This is a genomic window from Mesorhizobium sp. LNJC394B00, from assembly GCF_000502555.1.
In the GTDB taxonomy this organism is placed as follows: Bacteria; Pseudomonadota; Alphaproteobacteria; order Rhizobiales; family Rhizobiaceae; genus Mesorhizobium.
Genome location: NZ_AYWH01000011.1, coordinates 17,569 through 40,786 on the forward strand (window position 1 = coordinate 17,569; position 23,218 = coordinate 40,786).

Below are 23,218 nucleotides of genomic sequence, written 5' to 3' on the forward strand. Positions count from 1 at the left end.
CTACAAGGACCTGTCGCTCGCCAAGCCGTTCGAAGGCCAGATAGTGACCGATGCCGACGGTTCGATCGAAGTCGGGCCCGGCAAGGCGGTGATCTCTGCCAAGGCGCGGCTGAACGGCATTCCAGCCGAGNGAGCTCGATCTGGTCGAGCCGCTCAGGGATGGCGGCCCGCCGCGCAGCCGCAAGGTGGCGCTTGTGCTCGACGACAAGACGCGCGCCATCGCCATGCCTGGCCTGTCGCCGCTGATTTCCGGCACCATCAAGGTGGCAATCGACAAGAGCGGCGAAGGCGGCAGCCAGAACGTCGACGTCGACCTGACGAGCGCCAGGCTGGACATTCCCTGGGCAGGCTGGAGCAAGGGGCCGGGCATTGCCGCCAATGCCACTTTTACCATGAGCAAGTCCGGCGATACCACGACGCTGTCCGACTTCGACCTCGACGGAAAGAGCTTTTCGGTCGAAGGCGATGTCGTCCTGGTCAAGGGCGCGCTGTCTTCGGCCCGCTTCAGCAAAGTCGCCTTGAACCGGGGCGACGATGTCGCCGTGACGGTGAAGCGGTCGGGCAAGGGCTTCGCAGTCGATGTCAGCGGCAACGCGCTCGATGCCCGCTCGCTGATCAAGCAGTTCACCTCCGATGTCGATACCGCCACCAAAACCACCGGCACGGACGCGGTTTCGGTTAGCGCCGACGTCAATTCGCTAAGCGGGTTCCATGACGAGGTCCTGTCCAATTTGAAGCTCGACTACAGTGCCGCCGGCTCCAGGGTGAACAGGCTCAAGGTCAGCGCCGCGGCAAGTTCCGGCGCCGCCATCACCATCAGCAATACGGCAGGCAATGGTGCTCGCGCGCTCACCATGAAGTCGGCCGACGCAGGCGCCATATTGCGCTTCCTCAACATCTACGAGCACATGGAAGGCGGATCGATCACGCTGGCGCTGAGCGGCACAGCCGACGGCCCGATGCGGGGACAGGTCGATTCGAGCAACTTCTTCATCGTCAATGAACCCAAGCTCGCCTCCATCGTCTCGACCACGCCAACCGGCGATAGCCGCAGCTTGAACGAAGCGGTCAAGGGCAAGATCGACACTTCGCGGGTAAAATTCGAGCGCGGCTTTACCGAGATCGACAAGGGGTCGGGCTATTTGAAATTGGCGAATGGCGTGCTGCGCGGCCCGCGCATCGGCACCACCTTCCAGGGCACGCTCTACGACCAGAACAACAATATGGACATGACCGGAACCTTCATGCCGGCCTATGGCCTCAACCGCATCTTCGGCGAGTTGCCGTTGGTCGGCGTTCTGCTCGGCAATGGCCGCGACCGCGGGCTGATCGGCGTCACCTACCGGCTTAAGGGCAACGCCAACAAGCCGGTGCTGGACATCAACCCGCTATCGGTAATCGCGCCGGGCATTTTCCGGTCGATCTTCGAGTATCGCTGAGGATCCCAGAAGACGGCTCAGGCAGGCCGCACAAGCACGTGCTTTTTCTTGCCCACTGAAAGCTTTGCGACGTTTTCCGGACTCAAATCCTGAGGCGTCACCATCCGCCGGTCGTCCGCCACCGGCTGGTCGTTGAGGCGCACGGCGCCACCCTGTATGTGACGCCTTGCCTCGCCGTTGGACCCGGCAAGGCCCGCGCTGACCAGCAGCGACAGGATGCCGATGCCGGCTTCCAGCGCGGCGCCGTCCACTTCCACGGTCGGCAGCGTTTCGGCCGTCACGCCTTCCTCGAACGTCTTGCGCGCGGTTTCCTCGGCCGCGAGCGCCGCCTCGCGGCCGTGCACGATGGCCGTGGTTTCGGTGGCCAGCACCTTCTTGGCCTCGTTGATCTCCGAGCCGCCAAGGGCGGCCAACCGCGCGATCTCCGAAAGCGGCAGCCGGGTGAAGATCTTCAGGAAGCGCTCGACGTCGGCATCCTCGGTGTTGCGCCAGTATTGCCAGAAATCATAGGGCGAGAAGAGGTCGCCGTTCAGCCACACCGCGCCCTTGGCCGATTTGCCCATCTTGGCGCCCGACGATGTCGTCAGCAGCGGCGTGGTCAGCGCATAAAGCTGCGGCGTGCCCATGCGGTGGCCGAGATCGACGCCGTTGATGATGTTGCCCCACTGGTCCGAACCGCCCATCTGCAGCCGGCAGTCGTGGCCGCGGCTGAGCTCTACGAAATCATAGCCCTGCAGGATCATGTAGTTGAATTCGAGGAAGGACAGCGACTGTTCGCGCTCGAGCCGCAGCCTGACGCTGTCGAAGGTCAGCATCCGGTTGACCGAGAAGTGGCGGCCGACATCGCGCAGGAACTCGACATAGTTGAGCTTCATCAGCCAGTCGGCATTGTTGACCATGATGGCGTCGTTGCCAGTGTCGCCGAAGCGCAGGATGCGGCCAAAAATTCGCTTGATGCCTTCGATGTTGGTGGCGATCGCCTCGGGCGTCAAAAGGCTGCGCTGGTCGTCACGGAAGGACGGGTCGCCGATCATCGAGGTGCCGCCGCCCATCAGTGCGATCGGCCGGTGGCCGGTCTCCTGCATCCAGTAGAGCATGGTCGCCGATATCAGATTGCCGATGTGCAGGCTGGTCGCCGTGGCGTCGTAGCCGACATAGGCGGTCACGGTTTCCTTCGCGAAAAGTTGATCCAGCCCGTTCTCATCCGAAATCTGGTGGATGAAGCCGCGCTCGCTCATAACGCGCAGGAAATCGGACTTGAAGGCGGGCATTGTTTCTTCCTGAAAGCGCCGGGTCCGAACGGCCCGGCATGGCCTGAACGCGGGCGTTTAGCATCCAAGCGCGTCAAGCAAAAGTGATTTCCGATTTTGCGCCGGCATGGACAGCCTATTCTGCACTGCCGCGCATGCTTGCTTCATCCTGTCGGCTGGCGTAATGAGGCGCCGCGCCAACGGGTTCGATCCGCTGGAACGGCACCGCACGGCATCCACCGAATGCCATATCTTGTGACAGAGCCCGACGCGATATGCCGGACGCATTGATATCCATCGTCATTCCCTGCCGCAACGAGGCGGCGAACCTGCCGCTGCTGATCGACGAGATCGAGGCGGCGATGACCGGGCGCGACTTCGAAATCATCGTCGTCAATGACGGTTCGACTGACGACACCGCTTCGGTGCTTGCCGCTGAAGCCGCCACACGGCCGTTTCCGCTTCGGCAGCTTCGGCACGAAAAATCCGCCGGCCAGTCGCTTTCGGTGCGCTCGGGCGCCTGGGCGGCGCGCGGCTCGATAATCGCCACCATCGACGGCGACGGCCAGAACGACCCGCAATATATCCCCGTGCTGGTCGATGCGCTGCGTCGGGCAGGGCCCGATTTCGGCGCCGCGCAGGGGCAGCGATTGAAGCGCCGCGACAGCAAGATCAAGCAATTGGCATCGCGTTTCGCCAACTGGCTGCGCGGCGCGATCCTGCATGACGACACCCGCGACACTGGCTGCGGCTTAAAGGCGATCCACACCGATATCTTGCGCAAACTGCCGTTTTTCGACGGTACGCATCGTTTCGTTCCGGCGCTTGTCATCCAGGAAGGCTACCGCGTCGTCCATTGCGACGTCGTCGACCGCTCCCGCCGCCACGGCAAGTCGAATTACGGCATCTTCGATCGCGGCCTGCAGGGCGCGCTCGATCTCGCCGGCGTCTGGTGGCTTCGGCGCCGGCGCCGCAGAATGCCAAAGGTAGAGGAAATCACGCATGGCTAACGTGTTTCAGGAATTGGCGACCTGGCTGCACCAGGTTTTCGTCAAGCAGTTCGACGCCTGGGTTCTGCTCGGCTTCGTTGCCCAGTTCTTCTTCACCATGCGCTTCCTGGTGCAGTGGATCGCTTCGGAAAAGGCCAAGCGCAGCGTCGTGCCGATCGCTTTCTGGTTCTTCTCGCTGTTCGGCGGCGGGCTGCTGCTGGTCTACGCCATCCAGCGTGAGGATCCGGTGTTCATCGCCGGCCAGGCCATGGGCATGGTGATCTATGTCAGAAATTTATGGCTCATCGCCAATGAGCGCAAGGCGGCGATGACCAAGGTCGACTGAGCCACCAGTCCCGCCAAATCCAGTCTGTCCGGTGTCGAAATGAGCAGGAACTACATCTTTCTCTTCCTGTTCAGCCTGATGATGACGGCGTCGGGACTGGCCTCTTTGCCGCCGCTCGACCGCGACGAGCCGCGCTTCGTCCAGGCGACCAAGCAGATGAGGGAGACCGGCGACTATGTCGACATCCGCTTCCAGGACGCGTCGCGCTACCAAAAGCCGATCGGCATCTACTGGCTGCAATCGGCGGCGGTGACGCTGAGCGGCGAGGGGGCACAGGCGCCGATCTGGATCTACCGGCTGATCTCGGCGCTGGGCATCGCCATCGCCGTCGTCGCAATCGCCTGGACCGGGGCCAATCTGTTCGGCGCCAATGCCGGTCTTGCCGCCGGCCTGGTCATGGCGGCGATTTTCGCCACCGCCTTCGAAGGCCGCGACGCCAAGACCGACGCGATGCTGCTTGCCTGCTGCGTTCTGGCGCAAGGCGCGCTGGCGCAGATTTATCTGGCATCGCGCCGCAACGAGCCGGTCGCCGGCCATCTGCCGTGGATTTTCTGGGCTGCGCAGGGCGCGGCGATCCTCATCAAGGGGCCGATTGCACCGCTGCTGTCGGCGCTGACGGTGCTCACGCTGGTTGCCTTCGAGCGCGATTGGTGCTGGCTGACAAAGCTGAAAGCGGCGCGAGGGCTGGCTCTGGTTCTGCTCATCGTGCTGCCTTGGCTCGCCCTCATCACCTGGAAGAGCAACGGCGCCTTCCTGCAGCAGGCCGTCGGCAAGGATATGCTCGGCAAGGTCGCGCAAGGCGAGGAGTCGCACGGCGTTCCGCCGGGCTTCTACGTGCTGACCTATTGCCTGTTCATGTGGCCGTTCGGCCTTGTGGCGCTCGGCGCCGGACTGCAGGCGCTCAACCGATTGCGCGACGATCCGCGCCTGCGTTTCTGCCTCGCCTGGTACATTCCGTTCTGGCTGGTCTTCGAATTGATCCCGACGAAACTGCCGCATTATGTGCTGCCGGCCTATCCCGGCATGGCCCTGCTCATCGGCTGGCTTTTGACGCTGACACCGCAAGAGGCAAATGCGCCGCTCAGGCGCTGGCAGACATGGCTGTGGTGGGCGACCGCATTCGGCACCGTTCTGGTGACAGTCGGTCTCGCCGTGCTTTGCGTCGGTGCGCCGATCTATCTCATGAAGACATTTTTATGGTGGAGCGTTCCGGCCGCCGCGGCAGCATTGGGCGCCGGCTACCTCGCTGTTTCGCGCCAGAAGCTGGTGCCGCTGGTCCGCATCGGCGGGGCTGCGGTTTGCGCCGGTATAACCTACGCCCTGCTGTTCGGTGTCATCGTGCCGTCACTGAAACCGATTTGGATGAGCCGGGAAATCGAGGCTGCGGTTCGCGCCGATCGTCCCTGTGAGATGAGCGTGCTCGCCTCCGCGCAATATCACGAACCGAGCCTGGTATTTCTGGTGGGCACAAAGACGGTACTGACCGATGTCGACGGGGTTGCGCAACATCTGCTTGGCGATCCGGCCTGCGCGCTGGGCCTGGCGCCGGTCGGCGATGAAAAACGGCTGGATGACCTGCTGGCAGGGCAAGGCAAGAAGGCCAGCCGCGTCGCCGAGATCGACGGCATCAACTATTCGTCAGGTGATAAATTGTCGCTCGGCCTGTACCGTGTGGCGAACTGATAGCTCTTCAATGATCGCGCCGAGCTCCGCATGTTGATGAAGTCGCCATCGCCGGCGCGTGCCGCTTTGCCTGCCATGCTCCGGCAGTCTGTCGCTAATTTCCGCGATACCTTCGGGATTGTACGGCATCGCCTGGCGACGCGCCCGGCGCGCTACCCGAAAATCCTGTGGTCGGTCTGGGTTGTGGCCTGGCTTTTGCTGACGATCGCGGTGTCGCTCCGTTTCGACCATCTTGGAGGGACCATGGCGAGGCAGTGGGCTTCAGGCTCGACCAATGTCTTCCGCATCGCCGAGTTTTTTACCTTCTTCGGCCTAGGCGGCTGGTATCTTGTCCCGTCGGTACTGGTGCTGATTGCCGCGAATCTGACGGATTGGCGCAGCCTTTCCCGGCGCGCGCGGATGACCTTCTACAACTGGACCTGCTTTGCTTTCATGGTGCTGGGTTCGATCGCACTCTCGGCCATGGTCGTCAACGTGCTGAAATATGGCGTGGGCAGAGCCAGGCCGATGAATTTCGACAAGCTCGGCGATCTGTCGCTGCATCCTTTTTCCTTGGAGGCGCGCTTTGCCAGCTTCCCGTCCGGCCATGCCACGACCATGGGCGTCATTTTCGGCATTGCACTGCTGTTGTTGCCCCAGCGCAGATGGGTGCTGCTGGCAGCAACCTTGTCGGTCGCATCGACCCGGATCTTTATCGGCGCGCACTACCCGAGCGACACTGTCGCCGGATTCGGCCTTGGCTGTGCTGTTGCCATCGTCTGCGCGATGGTGCTTAGCCGGCTGGGATGTATCTTCCGCTACACGGCGTCGGGGTTGCCGGTGGCAAAAACTACGTTCCGCCTATTCCGTCGGGCTCGCAAACCAAACCAAAACGATGCGCCGAGACAGACGAATTTCGGCATTGGAGCAGCGCCGGCAGGCAACTGAATTGCTGACGCCTTTGGAACCATCTAAGACCACCCCAGCTAGCTGTCGATGCCGCCCCAACTCCGCACCAGCCGAGCCATGTCGGGCGCGCCGGCGGCTTCCTTCTCCAGCCCTTCGGCGACACCGACGCGGTCGGCGACAGGCCGGTTCTGGCTGACTTTCCACTTGCCGCTGATTTCGGCGATCTCGATCTCAAGCCCGACAATGCCCTTGATTTGCGACTGGATGAAGGTAGGCGGCGCATCGGTCACCGCCCAGGGTGCCTCGCGGGCGCCTTCCTGCGACAGCGTCAGCTCGGTGATCTGCTGTGCGATCCAGGCGGAATCCTCGATCACTCTGACGGTTCCTCGCACCTGGACAATGGCGTAGTTCCAGGTCGGCACGACCTTGCCGGTCTCGCGCTTGGTCTCGTACCAGGACGGCGTCACATAGGCGTCGGCGCCCTGGAAGACGACCAGCACCGGCGATGTCGGATTGTCGGCCAGCTGACGCCATTGCGGGTTGGCCCTGGCCAGATGGGCGCGCAGCCGGCCATTCGGCCCAACCTCGGCATCAAGCAGGAAGGGAATGGCATTGGCGACCGGGCCATCGGCGCCGTTGGAGATCAGCAACCCCAGCGGATGCGTCCGGATCAGCCCGTGCAGGACGTCCGGCCGCGTTTCCTGGAAATGGGGAGGCTGGTACATGATCGNTCATGCCTTCTTGCGCTGCTGAACCGGCATTGTGCACCGTTCAGCCGAGCCGCGCCACATGTCAGGCTGGCTTCACCGTTTGGATCAGCCGAAATGGCATTTTCGCGCCCATGATGGGCACGACTGTGACGGCATCGGACCGGGAGTTTTTGTTTTGACGCAATTCCGGACGGAAAACCCGTTTACACTTTTCCTGGAATTGCTCTTAGCGCAGCCGCTTCGGCCGCGGATCGGACAATTCGCCGGCCAGCCGTCGGTCGAGATAGTCGGCGCATTCCTCGAGCAGCAGATCGGCGTCGTTGGCGAAGAAGTGGTTGGCGCCTGGCAAGGTCTTCTGCGTGATGGTGATGCCCTTTTGCGTGTGCAGCTTGTCGACCAGGCCCTGCACATCCTTGGGCGGCGCCACCTTGTCGGCATCGCCATGGATGATCAGACCCGATGACGGGCAGGGCGCCAGGAACGAGAAATCATAGGTGTTTGGCTGCGGCGCGATCGAGATGAAGCCCTCGATCTCGGGCCGGCGCATCAGAAGCTGCATGCCGATCCAGGAGCCGAAGGAATAACCGGCCACCCAGCAGCTCTTGGAATCCGGATGCAGCGACTGCACCCAGTCGAGCGCTGCGGCGGCATCCGACAATTCGCCGGTGCCGTGGTCGAATTCGCCCTGGCTGCGGCCGATGCCGCGGAAGTTGAAGCGAAGCGTGGTGAAATCGCGCTTCTGGAACATGTAGAAGAGGTCATAGACGATCTTGTTGTTCATCGTGCCGCCGAATTGCGGGTGCGGATGCAACACGATGGCAATCGGCGCGCTCTTTTCCTTGGAAGGCTGGTAGCGGCCCTCCAGGCGGCCGGCCGGACCGGTGAAAATGACCTCAGGCATGAACTACTCCAAATGGCATACGAATGCGCGGCGCCCGGAACAACTCTTTACTCTAGCCCCAGCCCTTCCGGGCCTTGACGCAGGGCAAGCGTCTTCTTAGAAGCTAGTTTAGAATTGTTCAAAACTGGATAGCCAGCCGTGACGGCCCGGCCATCCTCGCCGCAAGCCGCGTAAATAGGACGTCTTGCCTTGCAATTTCAAGGAAATAACGCGCTATCCTTGCGGAAAGGGTCTTGACGGGATCGATTGGGTGAAAATGGCCGCAGCACGCGCCTATCTCGACTACAATGCCAGCGCGCCGCTCATTACCGAGGCGCGCGAGGCGATGATTGCCGCGCTCGATCTCGTCGCCAATCCGTCGTCGGTGCATGCCGAGGGGCGCGCGGCGCGGCGCCTGATCGACACTGCCCGGCGCGATGTGGCAGCACTTGTCGGCGCCAAGGCCGAGCATGTCGTCTTCACCTCGGGCGCGACGGAAGCCGCATCAACGCTGCTGACGCCGGATTGGCGGATGGGCCGTGTCACGGTGCGCATGAGCCGGCTCTATGTCTGCGAGGCCGACCACCCTTGCCTGTTGAACGGCGGCCGCTTCCCGGCAACACAGGTTTCGCGGATCGGCGTCGACGCCGATGGCATTGCCGACCTCGCTCAGCTGACAGCCGCTCTGGCCGCGCATGACAAGGCCGAAGGCCTGCCGTTGGTCGCGATCCATGCCGCCAACAACGAGACCGGCGTCATCCAGCCGATCGAGGCAATCGCTGCAATCGTCAAGGCGGCGGGCGGCATTCTGGTGGTCGACGCGGTGCAGGCTGCGGGCCGCGTTCCCATCGACATGTCAGCGGCTTACGCCGACTATTTGATTCTGTCTTCGCACAAGATCGGCGGCCCCAAGGGCGTCGGTGCCATCGTTGCGGCAGCCGATCTGATGATGCCGAAGCCGCTGATCAATGGCGGCGGCCAGGAAAGGGGCCATCGCGGCGGCACCGAAAACTTGGCGGCCATCGCCGGCTTTGGCGCTGCGGCGCGGCAGGCTTTGGCCGGACTGAACCATGTCGATACGCTTGCGCACCGCCGCGACGAAGTCGAAACCATCATCAAAACACTGGTGCCGGACGCAGAAATCTTCGGATCCGGCGCGCCAAGGCTTGCCAACACGACATTCTTCGCTATTCCCGGCGTGAAGGCCGAGACGGCGCAGATCGCGTTCGATCTGGCCGGCGTTGCGCTGTCGGCGGGATCGGCCTGTTCGTCGGGCAAGGTCGGGCCGAGCCATGTGCTGAAAGCCATGGGTTACGGCGACAGCCTGGGCGCTTTGCGCGTGTCCATCGGCCACGCAACGAGTGCCGGGGATATCGAACTGTTCCGTGCTGCGCTGGCCGGTATTGCCCAGCGCCGGGCGGGCAGGGAACAAGCCGCCTGAGGCGGCGACAAAGAATTCAGGCCTCGCGGCCTGGTAGAGCCGTGCGTTTGCAAGTGGCCGGGTGAATTCCCGGCCGAGACGCACTATATGAAACTTACGCCGCCTTCGGCGCCTCATGGGCAGCCCTCGGCGATGCCATAGTTTGAAAACTGTCGGGCCTTGACCCCGGCGTGGATGGAGAACGCTTATGCCTGCTGTGCAGGACACGATCGATCGGGTCCGAAAGATCGACGTCGACCAGTACAAATACGGATTCCAGACAGAGATCGCGATGGACAAGGCCCCCAAGGGCCTGAGCGAAGACATTATTCGCTTCATCTCGGCCAAGAAGGATGAACCGTCCTGGATGCTGGAATGGCGTCTGGAAGCCTATCGGCGCTGGCTGACGCTGGAAGAGCCGACCTGGGCGCGCGTCCATTATCCGAAGATCGACTTTCAGGACCTCTATTACTACGCGGCGCCCAAGAGCACGCCCGGCCCGACCTCGCTGAGCGACGTCGATCCCGAGCTGTTGAAGGTCTACGAGAAGCTCGGCATTCCGCTGCGGGAACAAGAAATCCTCGCCGGCGTGCAGAAAACCGACGTCTCCGATCTCGAGGAGCCCAGCGACAACGTCTACAAATCGGGTCGTGTCGCTGTGGACGCGGTGTTCGATTCCGTTTCCGTCGTCACCACCTTCAAGAAGGAACTGGCGCAGGCCGGCGTCATCTTCTGCTCGATCTCGGAAGCCATCCGTGAGCATCCGGAGCTGGTGCAAAAATATCTCGGCTCGGTCGTGCCGACCTCCGACAATTTCTACGCCACGCTGAATTCGGCCGTGTTCACCGATGGCTCGTTCGTCTTCGTGCCCAAGGGCGTCCGTTGCCCGATGGAGCTGTCGACCTATTTCCGCATGAACGAGAAGAACACCGGCCAGTTCGAGCGCACGCTGATCATCGCCGAGGAAGGGGCTTACGTCTCCTATCTCGAGGGCTGCACGGCGCCGCAGCGCGACGAGAACCAGCTGCATGCCGCAGTCGTCGAACTGGTCGCACTCGACGATGCCGAAATCAAATATTCGACGGTGCAGAACTGGTACCCCGGCGACGCGGAGGGCAAGGGCGGCATCTACAACTTCGTCACCAAACGCGGCGATTGCCGCGGCCACCGCTCGAAGATTTCGTGGACGCAGGTCGAGACCGGCTCGGCCATCACCTGGAAATATCCGAGCTGCATCCTGCGCGGCGACGATTCCTCCGGCGAGTTCTATTCGATCGCGGTGTCGAACGGCTATCAGCAGGTCGACAGCGGCACCAAGATGATCCATCTCGGCAAGAACACGTCGAGCCGCATCATCTCCAAGGGCATCGCCGCCGGCTTCTCGCAGAACACCTATCGCGGCCAGGTCTCGGCGCACCGCAAGGCGACCAACGCCCGCAACTTCACCAATTGCGACTCGCTCTTGATCGGCGATCAGTGCGGCGCGCACACCGTGCCTTACATGGAAGCCAAAAACTCGACGGCGCAGTTCGAACACGAAGCGACGACCTCGAAGATTTCCGAGGACCAGAAATTCTACGTCATGCAGCGTGGCATCCCTGAGGAAGAGGCGATCGCGCTGATCGTCAACGGCTTCGTCAAGGACGTCATCCAGCAGCTGCCGATGGAATTCGCGGTCGAAGCGCAGAAGTTGATCGGCATCTCGCTCGAGGGCTCGGTCGGCTGACCGGACAGATATTCAGGAAACAAAAGAATGCTTGAGATCAAGAACCTGCATGCCCGCATCGTCGATGACGGCACCGAGATCATCCGCGGCCTGAACCTGACGGTGAAAGCCGGCGAGGTCGCCGCCATTATGGGCCCGAACGGCTCGGGCAAGTCGACGCTATCCTACATCCTCGCCGGCCGCGAGGACTATGAGGTCACCGAAGGCGACATCCTCTACAACGGCCAGTCGATCCTCGAAATGGACCCGGCCGAGCGCGCGACTGCCGGCATCTTCCTCGCCTTCCAGTATCCGATGGAGATACCGGGCGTGGCGACCATGGAATTCCTGAAGGTGGCGATGAACGAGCAGCGCAAGGCGCGCGGCGAAGAACCGCTGAAAATCCCGGAATTCCTGAAGCGGGTGAAAGAGGCGGCAGCCTCGCTCAATATGGACATGGCGATGTTGAAGCGGCCGCTCAATGTAGGTTTCTCCGGCGGCGAGAAGAAGCGCGCCGAGATATTGCAGATGAAGCTCCTGGAGCCAAAGCTGTGCGTGCTCGACGAGACCGATTCCGGCCTCGATATCGACGCTCTGAAGATCGTCTCCGACGGCGTCAATGCGCTGCGTTCGCCAGAGCGCGCCATCGTCGTCATCACCCACTACCAGCGCCTGCTCGAGCACATCGTGCCGGATAGCGTGCACGTCCTCTACAAGGGCCAGGTGATCAAGTCCGGCGACAAGTCGCTGGCGCTCGATCTCGAAGCCAATGGCTATGCCGGCGTGATCGGCGAAGCCGCGTGAGATGCCAGAAGGCCATTTTATGCTGAAAGGCGGGGCAAAACTGATGAATATGCATACACAACCCCAGCGCACCCAGGCCGAAACGGCGCTGATCGACGCGTTTGGCGAGCGGCTGTCGCTGCTGCCGGGCGACGGCGCGGTGATGCTGAAGCGCGACGACGCCATCGAGGCGATCAAGCACGGCCTGCCGACGCGCCGCATCGAATCCTGGCACTATACGGACCTGCGCCGGCTGTTGACCTCAGTGCCGGCATTCGATCCCACGGCTGCCACCAAGGCGCTGGCGCCCATCGTCGAAGGTTCCGCTGTCCTGGCGGTGCTGAACGGCGTCTCGAACGCGAAGTTCCCCCTGATCGAAGGCGTGACCGTCCAGCGCCTGTCGGAGAAGCTGACCGACGGCTCGATTGCGCCTGGCCTCGATCCCTATGGCAGCGATGACGCCATCGGCGCGCTGAACACCGCCTTCGTCGCCGACGGCTATTTCGTCGACATCGCCGATGGCGCTGTGCTGGAAAAGCCGATCGAATTGCAGAATTTGCAGGCTGGCGGCCAGGTGCATGTGCGCTTTCCCGTGCGTGTCGGCGCCGGCGCCAAAGTTGCAATCGTCGAGCGTCAGGCAGGCGAGGGCGCGGCACTGGCCAGCTCGGTCAGCCAGTTGGTGCTGGGCGAAGGCGCCGAGGTGACCTGGCTGATCGTGCAGGAACAGCCGGAAACGGCTACACATCTGGCGCAGTTCAAGGCGCATCTCGGCAAGAATTCGAAACTGACCGTGTTCTTCATGAATGCCGGCGGCAAACTGGTGCGCCAGGAGATCGTCGTCAGGACGACGGGCGAAGGCGCCGACTTCAAATTGCGCGGCATCAACCTGCTCGCCGGCGACGCCCACACCGACGTCACCATGGTGCTCGACCATGCCGTGCCGCACACGACCTCGACGGAAGTGATCCGCAATGTCGTCACCGGCAAGGCGCGCGGCGTCTTCCAGGGTCGCATCAACGTCCACCAATATGCGCAGAAGACCAACGCCAAGATGGCTTGCAACACGCTGCTTCTGTCTGATGATGGCGAGTTCTCGACCAAGCCGGAGCTGGAAATCTTCGCCGACGACGTTATCTGCGGCCATGGCGCGACCGTCACCGAGATCGACCACAACCATCTGTTCTACCTGATGGCGCGCNGGCGCGCGGCATCGACGAGAAGAGCGCGCGGGGGCTTCTGGTGAAAGCCTTTGTTGCAGAGGTGATCGAGGAACTGGACGACGAGGCTATCGTCGATGCCCTGGAAACGCGGCTGGACGACTGGTTCGTGGCACACGGGTAAGTGCCTCTTTCCCTTCTCCCCTTGTGGGGTCCGAAGGACGGGCGAGGCAAGTGACTCGCCCCGGGCGGTGGCCGAGCGAAGTTCGGTCGGATGAGGGGTGCGTGACGAAGTGAGGCGGTGCCTCAAGAGAGCTTGTAATGGACCAGAAAATCGAAACCACCCCCTACGACGTCGAGGCGATCCGCCGCGACTTCCCGATCCTGTCGCGCGAAGTCTACGGCAAACCGCTCGTCTATCTCGACAACGGCGCCTCGGCACAGAAGCCGCAGGTGGTGCTTGATACGATCCAGCACGCCTATTCCCAGGAATACGCCAACGTCCATCGCGGCCTGCATTTCCTGTCCAATGCCGCGACCGACGCCTATGAAAAGGCGCGTGAGACGGTGCGCCGCTTCCTCAACGCGCCGAGCACCGACAACATCGTCTTCACCTCGAACACGACCGCGGCGATCAACACCGTCGCCTATGGCTATGGCATGCCCAACATCGGCGAAGGCGACGAGATCGTGCTGTCGATCATGGAGCACCACTCCAACATCGTGCCGTGGCATTTCATCCGGGAGCGGCAGGGCGCCAAGCTGGTCTGGGTGCCGGTCGACGATCTCGGCATCTTCCACATCGAGGAATTCGAAAAGCGGCTGACCGACAAGACCAAGCTCGTCGCCATCACGCATATGTCGAACGCGCTGGGCACGGTAACCCCGATCAAGGAGATCGTGCGCATCGCGCATTCGCGTGGAATTCCCGTACTTGTCGACGGCAGCCAGAGCGCCGTGCACATGCCGATCGACGTCCAGGACCTCGATTGCGATTTCTTCGTCTTCACCGGCCACAAGGTCTACGGGCCCTCCGGCATCGGCGTGCTCTACGGCAAGAAGGACATTCTGCAGGGCATGCGCCCCTTCATGGGCGGCGGCGAAATGATCGAGGAGGTGACTGAAGACATCGTCACCTACAACGAGCCGCCGCACCGCTTCGAGGCCGGCACGCCGCCGATCGTGCAGGCGATTGGCCTGGGTGCAGCATTGGAATACATGGAAAAGGTTGGCCGCGAGCGCATTGCCGCCCATGAGGCCGATCTCAAGACCTATGCGCATGAACGGCTGCGCGCCATCAACTCGCTGCGCATCTTCGGCGACGCGCCGGACAAGGGCGCCATCATTTCCTTCGAATTGCAGGGCATTCATGCCCATGACGTGTCGATGGTGATAGACAGGCAAGGTGTTGCCGTCCGCGCGGGCACCCATTGCGCCCAGCCGCTGTTGAAACGCTTTGGCGTAACCTCCACATGCAGGGCATCGTTCGGCATGTATAATACCAGGGCCGAAGTCGACGCTTTGGCCGATGCGCTGGAAAAAGCGCGCAAGTTCTTCGGGTGACAGGTTCTTTGGATGACGACCATGGATGATGCGAGCCACACCACCGCGCCGGAAGCGGCCGTCAATCCGGTGGTTTCCGCCTCGGCAATTCCCGCCGACGAGCTGGCGCGGCTGACCGACGACATCGTCTCGGCGCTGAAGACGGTCTATGACCCGGAAATACCGGCCGACATCTATGAGCTCGGCCTCATCTACAAGATCGACATCGAGGACAACCGCGCGGTCAAGATCGACATGACGCTGACCGCGCCCGGCTGTCCGGTGGCCGGCGAAATGCCAGGCTGGGTGGAAAACGCCGTCGGCGCCGTCGAAGGCGTCTCCGGCGTCGAGGTCAACATGACCTTCGACCCGCCCTGGTCGCCCGACCGCATGTCGGAAGAGGCGCAGGTGGCGGTGGGCTGGTACTAGGTTGACTGAGGTTGGTGCACTTGCACCAGTGGTAAAACTTCACCATTTTAGGTGAGGAATCATTCGGCAGGCCTTGAACCTGCATGGAATGGAAGAGGAAAAAGAATGGGACGCTTCGCCGTCATCACGATGACCGAAAAGGCCGCCGACCGGGTGCGCGAGATCGTCGCCACGCGCGACAATGCGCATGGCATTCGCCTCGGCATCAAGAAGGGCGGCTGCGCCGGCATGGAATACACGGTCGACCTGGTGACCGAGCCCAATACCAAGGACGACCATATCGAACGCGACGGCGCGCATGTCTATGTCGCGCCCGAGGCTGCCCTTTTCCTGTTCGGCACCGAGATGGATTTCGAGCAGACCACGCTGCGCACCGGCTTCACCTTCCACAACCCGAACCAGAGTTCGGCCTGCGGCTGCGGCGAATCCGTCGAACTGAAGCCCGCCGACCTGAAGGCGCTGGCTGAAGCGCGCGCTTCCGCCTGATCTTTCCTTCGCCCCGTTCACGGGGAGGTGAGGAATGGTCCGCGCAGCGGGCGAAAAGCCAATTGCTTGGCTTTTCGAATGACGAACGGCCCGAAGGGCCGGATGAGGGGCAGCGCTAACCATCGGAAGTCGCGCTCCGAGTCCTCACTTCACCCACATCTTCGTCCGCTTGTGCCAGTCGGCGATCGATTCCTCGGGATAGACGTCGAACGCATTGTCCTTCTTGCCGATCACCGGCTCGACCCAACTCGCCTTGTATTTCAACATCAGATGCACCTTCTCCGGCGGCTTCGGCAACTCGCTGTCGATTGCCGAGGCGAAGGGGTGGACCAGGTCCGGCCATGTCGGATCGTAGAGCCAGAGCGCCGAACCGCACTTCTTGCAGAAATTGCGCTCGCCCGTCGAAATCTCACACTTTGGATGCTCGTCGTCCGCGATCTCGGCCTGGTAGACGCCGAGATTGCGCTTGCCCTTGATTTTCAGCGTCTTGTAATCGGCGCCGAGATTGATGGCGAAGCCGCCGCCGCCCTGCTGCTTGCGGCAGATCGAGCAGTAGCACAGCATGAACGGCACCGGCGTGTTGCTCTCCACCTCGAAATGGACGGCATCGCAGCGGCAGGATCCCTTGAGCAGCAGCGGCATGACAAAACTCCGACGGATGGCTCTCAACTTGCCAGCATGGTTTTTGGTTGCAGCCATGGCAAGCCCGGTGACATGATTGCGGCATGGACAATGAACGCATCGAAGAGCTGTTCGAAGGCCTCGGCCCGGTCAGTATCCGAAAACTGTTCGGCGGCAAGGGTATCTATTTCGACGGCGTCATCGTCGCTATCGTGCTGCGCGGCGAATTGCTGCTCAAGGCTGACGAGCAAAGCGCGCCCGACTTCGAAGCCGCCGGCTGCAAGCAATGGACCTATACCGGCACCCGCCACGGCAAGCTGGTCGCGATGCCGTACTGGAGCATTCCCGACGACGCGTTTGATGATCCTGACGAGATGAGGGTGTGGGCGCGCCGGGCGTATGAGGCGGGGCGGCGGGCGGGGAAGTGAACCGGGACCGTCGCGTTTCTTCCCACCCCCCTCTGTCCTGCCGGACATCTCCCCCGCAAGGGGGGAGATCAGTTGTCACATTGGTCTTCGCCAATCACCATCGTTGAAAATGGGAGCCTGCGGCTAAGCTGTTAATCTCCCTCCTTGCGGGGGAGATGGCCGGCAGGCCAGAGGGGGGTGCTGTCCCGCCGACGTAGGCGATCCTACAGCGCCTTGGCAATCCTCGCCGCCAGCCGCGCATTGTTCTCGACCAGCGCGATGTTGGTCTTCAAGCTCCGGCCGCCGGTCAGTTCGAGGATTTTGCCCAACAGGAACGGCGTCACCGCCTTTCCGGTCACATTCTGCACTTCCGCCGCCTTCTGCGCGGCCTCGATATAGCCGGCCATCTCGTCGGCCGGGATTTCATCGTCCTGCGGCACCGGGTTGGCGATCAGCGTGCCGCCGACCAGGCCAAGTGCCGCCCTGGTCTTGTAGAAATGCGCGATCTCTTCCGGTCTGTGCAGGGTCAGCGGCGCGCGGAACGGCGAATGCCGCGACCAGAAGGCCGGCATCGTCTCGCAGCCATGGCCAATCACCGGCACGCCGCGCGTCTCCAGCACTTCCAGGGTCTTTTCGATGTCGAGGATCGCCTTGGCGCCGGCCGAGACGACGATGACCGGGGTGCGCGCCAACTCGTCGAGATCGGCCGAGATGTCGAAGCTTTTTTCCGCGCCCTTGTGGACGCCGCCAATGCCGCCGGTGGCGAACACCTTTATCCCGACCATGTCGGCCGCGATCATGGTGGCGGCGACCGTGGTGCCGCCGGTGCGGCCTTGCGCCACCGCAAAGCCGAGATCGGCGCGCGACAGCTTCATGGCGTCGCCGGTCATCGCCAGCGACTCGCGCTCGCCGTCGGAAAGCCCGATCTTGATGCGGCCGGCGACCACGGCGATCGTCGCCGGCACCGCGCCATTGTCCAGGATGATCTTTTCGACATTGGCGGCCATGGCGCCATTGTCGGGGTAAGGCATGCCATGGGTGATGATGGTGCTCTCCAGCGCCACGACCGGGCGGCCAGCGGCGAGCGCCTCAGCCACGGGCGCGTGGATGTCGATCAAGGGGCGGGCGCTTTGCGGTGTCATGATGGTCTCCGATCCGGAGATCCGCGCGTCCGCTTGGACGTCGCGCTCCGGCAATGGCAATTGGCCGCCCTCATGCCAATTCCTGCGCGTCGGGCACAAGAGCCAGTGCCTCAGTGAAGGTCGCAATCGTGAAGGCCGGAACCGCGTCGGCGCTTTCAATGGCCAGCGTGGCGGCGGCAACGCCCTCGCGCAATGCCTGGCGCAGGGGCAGGCCGCGCAGCAGGGCAGCGATGGTGGCGCCGGCCAGCGCGTCGCCGGCGCCGGTGACGTCGGCGACTTTTCTCGGCGCCGGCGGCAGGATAGAGAAGGCGCCGGCTTCGTCGAATCCCAGCACCGGGCCATCGCCCGCCGTCACCACGCCACTGGTGAGGCCGCTGCAGCGCAGTCCGTCGATGGTCTCGCGCTCGGTGGCATTGGCATCGACGCCGGCCAGCACCATGGCCTCGCGCCGGTTCATGAAGACCTGCGCGAGCTCCTTCAGCACCGGTATCATCCGCACCACCTTGGCCGGCGAAATGGCAATGGCGAACACCGGCTTGCCGGCGGCGAGCCCCACCAGCCGCTCCAGCGCCGTTGATGGCAGATTGGCGTCGCAGAGCACCGCATCGGCCTCGGCGACCACCTCGCGCACCTTGGAGCGGCGGATCTGCTTGGGGAACGCCAAATCGTAGAGCGCCATGTCGGCAAAGCCGGTGATCAGCTCGCCGTCGCGATCGATCAGCGCCGTGTAGCTCGGCGTCGTGCGGTCGAGGAAAACCGCCGACAGGTCGGCAATGCCGGAGTCGGCGATGGCGCGCGCAACCGTCTCGGCCGAGGCATCGCCGCCGCGCACCGACAAAAGCGAGGCCGAGACGCCGCGCCGCACCAGGCTGCGCAGCGCGTTGAATACGCCGCCGCCGACATCCTCGCGCATCGTGCCGGGGTTGGACGCCGCGGGCACGTACGTGCCCGACACCTGGCCGCGGCGATCGATATGGGCGCCGCCCACCGCCAGTATCTTTGCTGATTTCACCATGCCGGCGATATGACCTTTGTTATTCGAGCCGCACAAGCGCTACGCTGTGCGGCGGAGCTTCGCAGGCAAGCCGGCGATTCGGCCGATCGAAACAGCCGGCGCGTCTGGCCCAATGGTGGATACATCCGGAAACGAAACCATGAGACAAAAAAAGAACAAATCCGGATAAAGATTGCTTTTCAGATATTTGACCCCTCTTGCCAAACGAGAACAAAAGTAGTACAAAATGGGCAGGGATTACGGATTGTCCGGCCTTCATTGACGACCAAGGGGTGATGTATCATGGCTCAGAATTCTTTGCGGCTTGTAGAGGACAAAGCGGTGGACAAATCAAAGGCTCTGGACGCGGCGCTGTCGCAAATCGAGCGCGCCTTCGGCAAGGGCTCGATCATGCGGCTTGGCGCCAACGAGCAGGTCGTCGAGATCGAAACCGTGCCGACCGGATCGCTGGGCCTCGACATCGCGCTTGGCGTCGGCGGCCTGCCGCGCGGCCGCATCGTCGAGATCTACGGGCCGGAAAGCTCGGGCAAGACGACATTGGCGCTGCACACAGTTGCCGAAGCCCAGAAGAAAGGCGGTATCTGCGCCTTCGTCGATGCCGAGCACGCACTCGATCCGGTCTATGCCCGCAAGCTCGGCGTCGATCTGGAAAACCTCTTGATCTCGCAGCCGGACACCGGCGAGCAGGCGCTGGAAATATGCGACACGCTGGTGCGTTCAGGCGCCATCGACGTGCTGGTCGTCGATTCGGTGGCGGCGCTGACGCCGCGCGCCGAAATCGAAGGCGAGATGGGCGATTCTCTGCCCGGTCTCCAGGCGCGTCTGATGAGCCAGGCGCTGCGCAAGCTGACCGCCTCGATCTCGCGCTCCAACACCATGGTCATCTTCATCAACCAGATCCGCATGAAGATCGGCGTCATGTTCGGTTCGCCCGAAACCACGACCGGCGGCAACGCGCTGAAATTCTACGCTTCGGTGCGCCTCGACATCCGCCGCATCGGCTCGGTCAAGGACCGCGACGAGGTCGTCGGCAACCAGACCCGGGTCAAGGTGGTCAAGAACAAGCTGGCGCCGCCCTTCAAGGTGGTCGAGTTCGACATCATGTATGGCGAGGGCGTCTCCAAGACCGGCGAACTGGTCGACCTCGGCGTCAAGGCCGGCGTGGTCGAGAAGTCCGGCGCCTGGTTCTCCTACAATTCGCAGCGTCTCGGCCAAGGTCGCGAAAACGCCAAACTGTTCCTGCGCGACAATCCCGACACGGCGCGTGAGATCGAACTTGCGCTGCGGCAGAATGCCGGGCTGATCGCCGAGAAATTTCTTGAAAATGGTGGCCCCGAGCGCGGCGAAAGCGACGACGGCTTCGAGGAAGAATCCGGCGCCATGTAGGGCACGGCCAGAGTTCGGCCATAAATCCAGTCTATTATCCGATGCTTAAGTGACCGAGTTCTTTAGTATTGCGTTTCAAACCGCCGGCCTTCGCGCCGGCGGTTTTCGTTTTTGGGCAGCGTGAAGCCGGCTTGGCAGTTGCCGGATTGGCCCAATTCCGTGTTTCTGGACAGGGTGGGGCGTGCCCGCTAAAAGGCCAAGTCGATTTCTAAAAAGCAGAGACCAGTGTCCGCCGGCCGTGCCGGCGGTTTTCGCGAAAAGGCAGCACTCATGAGTGGCGTGAACGAGATCCGGTCGACATTCCTCGACTATTTCCGCAAGGAGGGCCACGAGGTCGTGGCCTCGAGCCCGCTGGTGCCGCGCAACGACCCGACGCTGATGTTCACCAATGCCGGCATGGTGCAGTTCAAGAACGTCTTCACCGGCCTGGAGAAGCGGTCCTATTCGCGCGCCACCACTGCGCAGAAAAGCGTGCGCGCCGGCGGCAAGCACAACGACCTCGACAATGTCGGCTACACCGCGCGCCATCTGACCTTCTTCGAAATGCTCGGCAATTTCTCCTTCGGCGACTATTTCAAGGAGCGCGCCATCGAACTGGCCTGGAACCTGATCACCAAGGAGTTCGGGCTGAACAAGGACAAGCTGCTGGTCACCGTCTATCACACCGATGACGAGGCGGCCGGCTTCTGGAAGAAGATCGCCGGTTTCTCCGATGACCGCATCATCCGCATCCCGACCTCCGACAATTTCTGGGCTATGGGCGACACCGGACCGTGCGGGCCGTGCTCGGAAATCTTCATCGACCGTGGCGAGCACATCTGGGGCGGCCCTCCCGGCAGCCCGGAGGAGGACGGCGACCGCTTCCTTGAATTCTGGAACCTGGTGTTCATGCAATATGAGCAGGTCACCAAGGATGAGCGCATCGACCTGCCGCGGCCGTCGATCGACACCGGCATGGGCCTGGAGCGCATGGCCTCCATCCTGCAAGGGGTGGAGAGCGTCTTCGAGACCGACCTGTTCCGTCATCTGATCGATGCGGCCTCGTCGGCGCTCGGGCAGGGACCCGACAAGGAGACGGTTGCCTCCTTCCGCGTCATTGCCGATCATCTGCGCTCGTCCTCTTTCCTGGTTGCCGACGGCGTGCTGCCGTCGAACGAAGGCCGCGGCTATGTGCTGCGCCGCATCATGCGCCGCGCCATGCGCCATGCGCAGTTGCTCGGCGCCAAGGAGCCGTTGATGTGGAAGGTGGTGCCGGCGCTAGTGCGTGAGATGGGCCAGGCCTATCCCGAACTGCTGCGCGGCGAACAGCTGATTACCGAGACGCTGAAGCTCGAGGAGACCAGGTTCCGCAAGACGCTGGTGCGCGGCCTCGGCCTGCTCTCGGAGGCGACGGATACGCTGCACGCCGGCGATATGCTGGATGGCGAGACGGCGTTCAAGCTCTATGACACGTACGGCTTCCCGCTCGATCTGACGCAGGACGCACTGCGCCAGCGCAACATCTCGGTCGACCTTGCCGGCTTCACCCATGCGATGGAGCAGCAGAAGGCCGAAGCGCGCAAGCATTGGGCTGGCTCCGGCGACGCGGCCACCGAGACCATCTGGTTTTCTGTACGCGAGAAGGCCGGCGCCACCGAATTCCTCGGCTACGAGACCGAACAGGCGGAAGGCCTCATCCAGGCCCTGGTCAAGGACGGCAAGACAGTCGATAGCGCCGGCAAGGGCGACGCGGTGGCGGTGGTCGTCAACCAGACGCCGTTCTATGGCGAGTCGGGCGGCCAGATGGGCGACACCGGCATCATCTCCGGCGAAGGTTTCTCGATCGAGGTTTCCGACACGCAGAAAAAGGCCGACGGCCTGTTCGTGCATCTGGGCAAGGTGACGAACGGCACGGTCAAGCCAGGTGCAGCCGTCGAGCTGAAAGTTGACCATGCGCGCCGCACCCGGCTGCGTGCCAACCATTCGGCAACGCATCTGATCCATGAGGCGCTGCGCGAGGTGCTGGGCACCCATGTCGCGCAGAAAGGTTCGCTGGTCGCGCCCGAGCGCCTGCGCTTCGACATCTCGCACAACAAGCCGATCTCGGCCGAAGATCTCGAAGAGGTCGAGCGCATGGCCAACGAAATCGTCGTCCAGAACAGCCCGGTGACGACGCGGCTGATGTCGGTCGACGACGCCATCGCCGAAGGCGCCATGGCGCTATTCGGCGAAAAATACGGCGACGAGGTGCGTGTCGTCTCGATGGGCACCGGCGTGCATGGCGCCAAGGCCAACCGGCCCTATTCCGTCGAGCTGTGCGGCGGCACCCATGTCCGGGCGACCGGCGATATCGGCCTGGTCCGTGTCGTCTCCGACAGCGCGGTCGCCGCCGGCGTGCGCCGCATCGAGGCGCTGACCGGCGAAGCCGCACGAAAATATCTCGACGAGCAGGACAGGCGCCTGAAGGCGACGGCGGCCGTGTTGAAGATTTCGCCGGCCGACGTGCCGGCGCGTGTCGAGACGCTGCTCGAGGAGCGCAAGAAGCTCGAGAAGGAACTGAGCGAAGCGCGCAAGAAACTCGCGCTGGGCGGTGGTGCCGCGGCCGATGCTCCGGCCACCGCCGAAACCGTCGCCGGGATCGGCTTCCTCGGCAAGGCGGTTACCGGCGTCTCACCTAGGGATTTGAAGCCGCTGGCCGATGCCGGCAAGACATCGCTCGGCTCCGGCGTCGTCGTCTTCGTCGGTGCGGGCGAAGACAACAAGGCAAGCGTCGTGGTCGCCGTGACGGACGATCTCGTCGGCCGCTTCAGCGCTGTCGATCTGGTGCGCGTTGCCTCGGCCGCACTGGGCGGGCAGGGCGGCGGCGGACGGCCCGACATGGCGCAAGCCGGCGGCCCGGACGCCTCGAAGGCCAGTGATGCGATCGCCGCGGTGAGGGCGGCGCTGGAGGCAGCCTGAAAG

General features: G+C 63.0%; 20 protein-coding genes and 1 pseudogene. 15 read left to right on the plus strand and 6 right to left on the minus strand.

Annotated elements, in window-relative coordinates; genetic code table 11:
• Window positions 1–542: 542 nt before the first annotated feature.
• A complete protein-coding gene (locus X751_RS1000000168095; RefSeq protein WP_348524585.1) occupies window positions 543–1,439 on the plus strand; it encodes an AsmA-like C-terminal region-containing protein in 897 nt (298 codons plus the stop codon).
• A gap of 17 nt (window positions 1,440–1,456) precedes the next feature.
• Here the strand turns inward: X751_RS1000000168095 and tyrS are convergent, their stop codons facing one another.
• Window positions 1,457–2,710, minus strand: coding sequence for a tyrosine--tRNA ligase (tyrS, locus tag X751_RS138655; protein WP_023745961.1), 1,254 nt, complete (start codon window positions 2,708–2,710; stop codon window positions 1,457–1,459).
• Between the two features lie 254 nt (window positions 2,711–2,964).
• Here tyrS and X751_RS138650 point away from each other — a divergent pair, with 254 nt between their 5' ends.
• From X751_RS138650 to X751_RS138635, 4 genes are read left to right on the plus strand one after another with little or no spacing between them, the layout of a single operon-like run.
• Complete coding sequence (locus X751_RS138650) at window positions 2,965–3,699, plus strand: glycosyltransferase family 2 protein (RefSeq protein ID WP_023694104.1); 735 nt, start codon at window positions 2,965–2,967, stop codon at window positions 3,697–3,699.
• On the plus strand, window positions 3,692–4,024 hold the full coding sequence (locus X751_RS138645) for a lipid-A-disaccharide synthase N-terminal domain-containing protein (RefSeq protein ID WP_023669132.1): 333 nt from the start codon (window positions 3,692–3,694) through the stop codon (window positions 4,022–4,024). Before X751_RS138650 ends, X751_RS138645 begins: the two co-directional genes overlap by 8 nt.
• Before the next feature lie 39 nt (window positions 4,025–4,063).
• On the plus strand, window positions 4,064–5,707 hold the full coding sequence (locus tag X751_RS138640; RefSeq protein WP_023745962.1) for a glycosyltransferase family 39 protein: 1,644 nt from the start codon (window positions 4,064–4,066) through the stop codon (window positions 5,705–5,707).
• A 30-nt stretch (window positions 5,708–5,737) separates the two neighbouring features.
• A complete protein-coding gene (locus tag X751_RS138635) occupies window positions 5,738–6,634 on the plus strand; it encodes a phosphatase PAP2 family protein (RefSeq protein WP_023745963.1) in 897 nt (298 codons plus the stop codon).
• 38 nt (window positions 6,635–6,672) lie between these two features.
• Here X751_RS138635 and X751_RS138630 read toward each other — a convergent pair whose 3' ends face one another.
• The gene (locus X751_RS138630) at window positions 6,673–7,320 is read right to left on the minus strand and encodes an FMN-binding negative transcriptional regulator (RefSeq protein WP_023743150.1); all 648 of its coding nucleotides are present in this window, start codon (window positions 7,318–7,320) and stop codon (window positions 6,673–6,675) included.
• A gap of 211 nt (window positions 7,321–7,531) precedes the next feature.
• Window positions 7,532–8,206, minus strand: coding sequence for an alpha/beta hydrolase (locus tag X751_RS138625; RefSeq protein WP_023669128.1), 675 nt, complete (start codon window positions 8,204–8,206; stop codon window positions 7,532–7,534).
• A gap of 256 nt (window positions 8,207–8,462) precedes the next feature.
• Here X751_RS138625 and X751_RS138620 point away from each other — a divergent pair, with 256 nt between their 5' ends.
• The 7 genes and pseudogenes from X751_RS138620 to sufA all read left to right on the plus strand — a co-directional run bounded on the left by X751_RS138620 (window position 8,463) and on the right by sufA (window position 15,707).
• Window positions 8,463–9,626 (plus strand): cysteine desulfurase family protein, encoded by a 1,164-nt coding sequence (locus tag X751_RS138620; RefSeq protein ID WP_023745964.1) that lies wholly within the window; start codon window positions 8,463–8,465, stop codon window positions 9,624–9,626.
• Window positions 9,627–9,813: 187 nt separating this feature from the next.
• Complete coding sequence (gene sufB / locus X751_RS138615; RefSeq protein WP_023706434.1) at window positions 9,814–11,331, plus strand: Fe-S cluster assembly protein SufB; 1,518 nt, start codon at window positions 9,814–9,816, stop codon at window positions 11,329–11,331.
• A 27-nt stretch (window positions 11,332–11,358) separates the two neighbouring features.
• A complete protein-coding gene (sufC, locus tag X751_RS138610) occupies window positions 11,359–12,114 on the plus strand; it encodes a Fe-S cluster assembly ATPase SufC (protein WP_023694111.1) in 756 nt (251 codons plus the stop codon).
• Window positions 12,115–12,157: 43 nt separating this feature from the next.
• Window positions 12,158–13,434, plus strand: a pseudogene (sufD, locus tag X751_RS01000000164195) (Fe-S cluster assembly protein SufD).
• Between the two features lie 137 nt (window positions 13,435–13,571).
• Complete coding sequence (locus X751_RS138605; RefSeq protein WP_023745965.1) at window positions 13,572–14,813, plus strand: cysteine desulfurase; 1,242 nt, start codon at window positions 13,572–13,574, stop codon at window positions 14,811–14,813.
• 21 nt (window positions 14,814–14,834) lie between these two features.
• The gene (locus X751_RS138600) at window positions 14,835–15,221 is read left to right on the plus strand and encodes an SUF system Fe-S cluster assembly protein (protein ID WP_023684865.1); all 387 of its coding nucleotides are present in this window, start codon (window positions 14,835–14,837) and stop codon (window positions 15,219–15,221) included.
• 105 nt (window positions 15,222–15,326) lie between these two features.
• A complete protein-coding gene (gene sufA / locus X751_RS138595; RefSeq protein WP_013532156.1) occupies window positions 15,327–15,707 on the plus strand; it encodes a Fe-S cluster assembly scaffold SufA in 381 nt (126 codons plus the stop codon).
• Window positions 15,708–15,851: 144 nt separating this feature from the next.
• On the opposite strand, the gene X751_RS138590 is transcribed toward sufA, so the two are convergent.
• Window positions 15,852–16,349 carry a GFA family protein gene (locus X751_RS138590; RefSeq protein WP_023669121.1) on the minus strand — a complete coding sequence of 166 codons (498 nt, stop codon included), beginning with the start codon at window positions 16,347–16,349 and terminating at the stop codon, window positions 15,852–15,854.
• Between the two features lie 83 nt (window positions 16,350–16,432).
• Between X751_RS138590 and X751_RS138585 the strand changes: the two genes are divergently transcribed.
• A complete protein-coding gene (locus tag X751_RS138585; protein ID WP_023669120.1) occupies window positions 16,433–16,756 on the plus strand; it encodes a TfoX/Sxy family protein in 324 nt (107 codons plus the stop codon).
• A 203-nt stretch (window positions 16,757–16,959) separates the two neighbouring features.
• On the opposite strand, the gene X751_RS138580 is transcribed toward X751_RS138585, so the two are convergent.
• Together X751_RS138580 and X751_RS138575 are read right to left on the minus strand one after the other, a co-directional pair.
• Window positions 16,960–17,877 carry a pseudouridine-5'-phosphate glycosidase gene (locus tag X751_RS138580; RefSeq protein WP_023745966.1) on the minus strand — a complete coding sequence of 306 codons (918 nt, stop codon included), beginning with the start codon at window positions 17,875–17,877 and terminating at the stop codon, window positions 16,960–16,962.
• A 70-nt stretch (window positions 17,878–17,947) separates the two neighbouring features.
• Entirely contained in the window at window positions 17,948–18,892 is a 945-nt protein-coding gene (locus X751_RS138575; protein WP_023745967.1) for a carbohydrate kinase family protein, read from the minus strand.
• Window positions 18,893–19,174: 282 nt separating this feature from the next.
• Here X751_RS138575 and recA point away from each other — a divergent pair, with 282 nt between their 5' ends.
• Window positions 19,175–20,278 carry a recombinase RecA gene (recA, locus tag X751_RS138570; RefSeq protein WP_023669117.1) on the plus strand — a complete coding sequence of 368 codons (1,104 nt, stop codon included), beginning with the start codon at window positions 19,175–19,177 and terminating at the stop codon, window positions 20,276–20,278.
• 270 nt (window positions 20,279–20,548) lie between these two features.
• Window positions 20,549–23,215, plus strand: coding sequence for an alanine--tRNA ligase (gene alaS / locus X751_RS138565; protein ID WP_023745968.1), 2,667 nt, complete (start codon window positions 20,549–20,551; stop codon window positions 23,213–23,215).
• The last annotated feature ends 3 nt before the right edge of the window (window positions 23,216–23,218 follow it).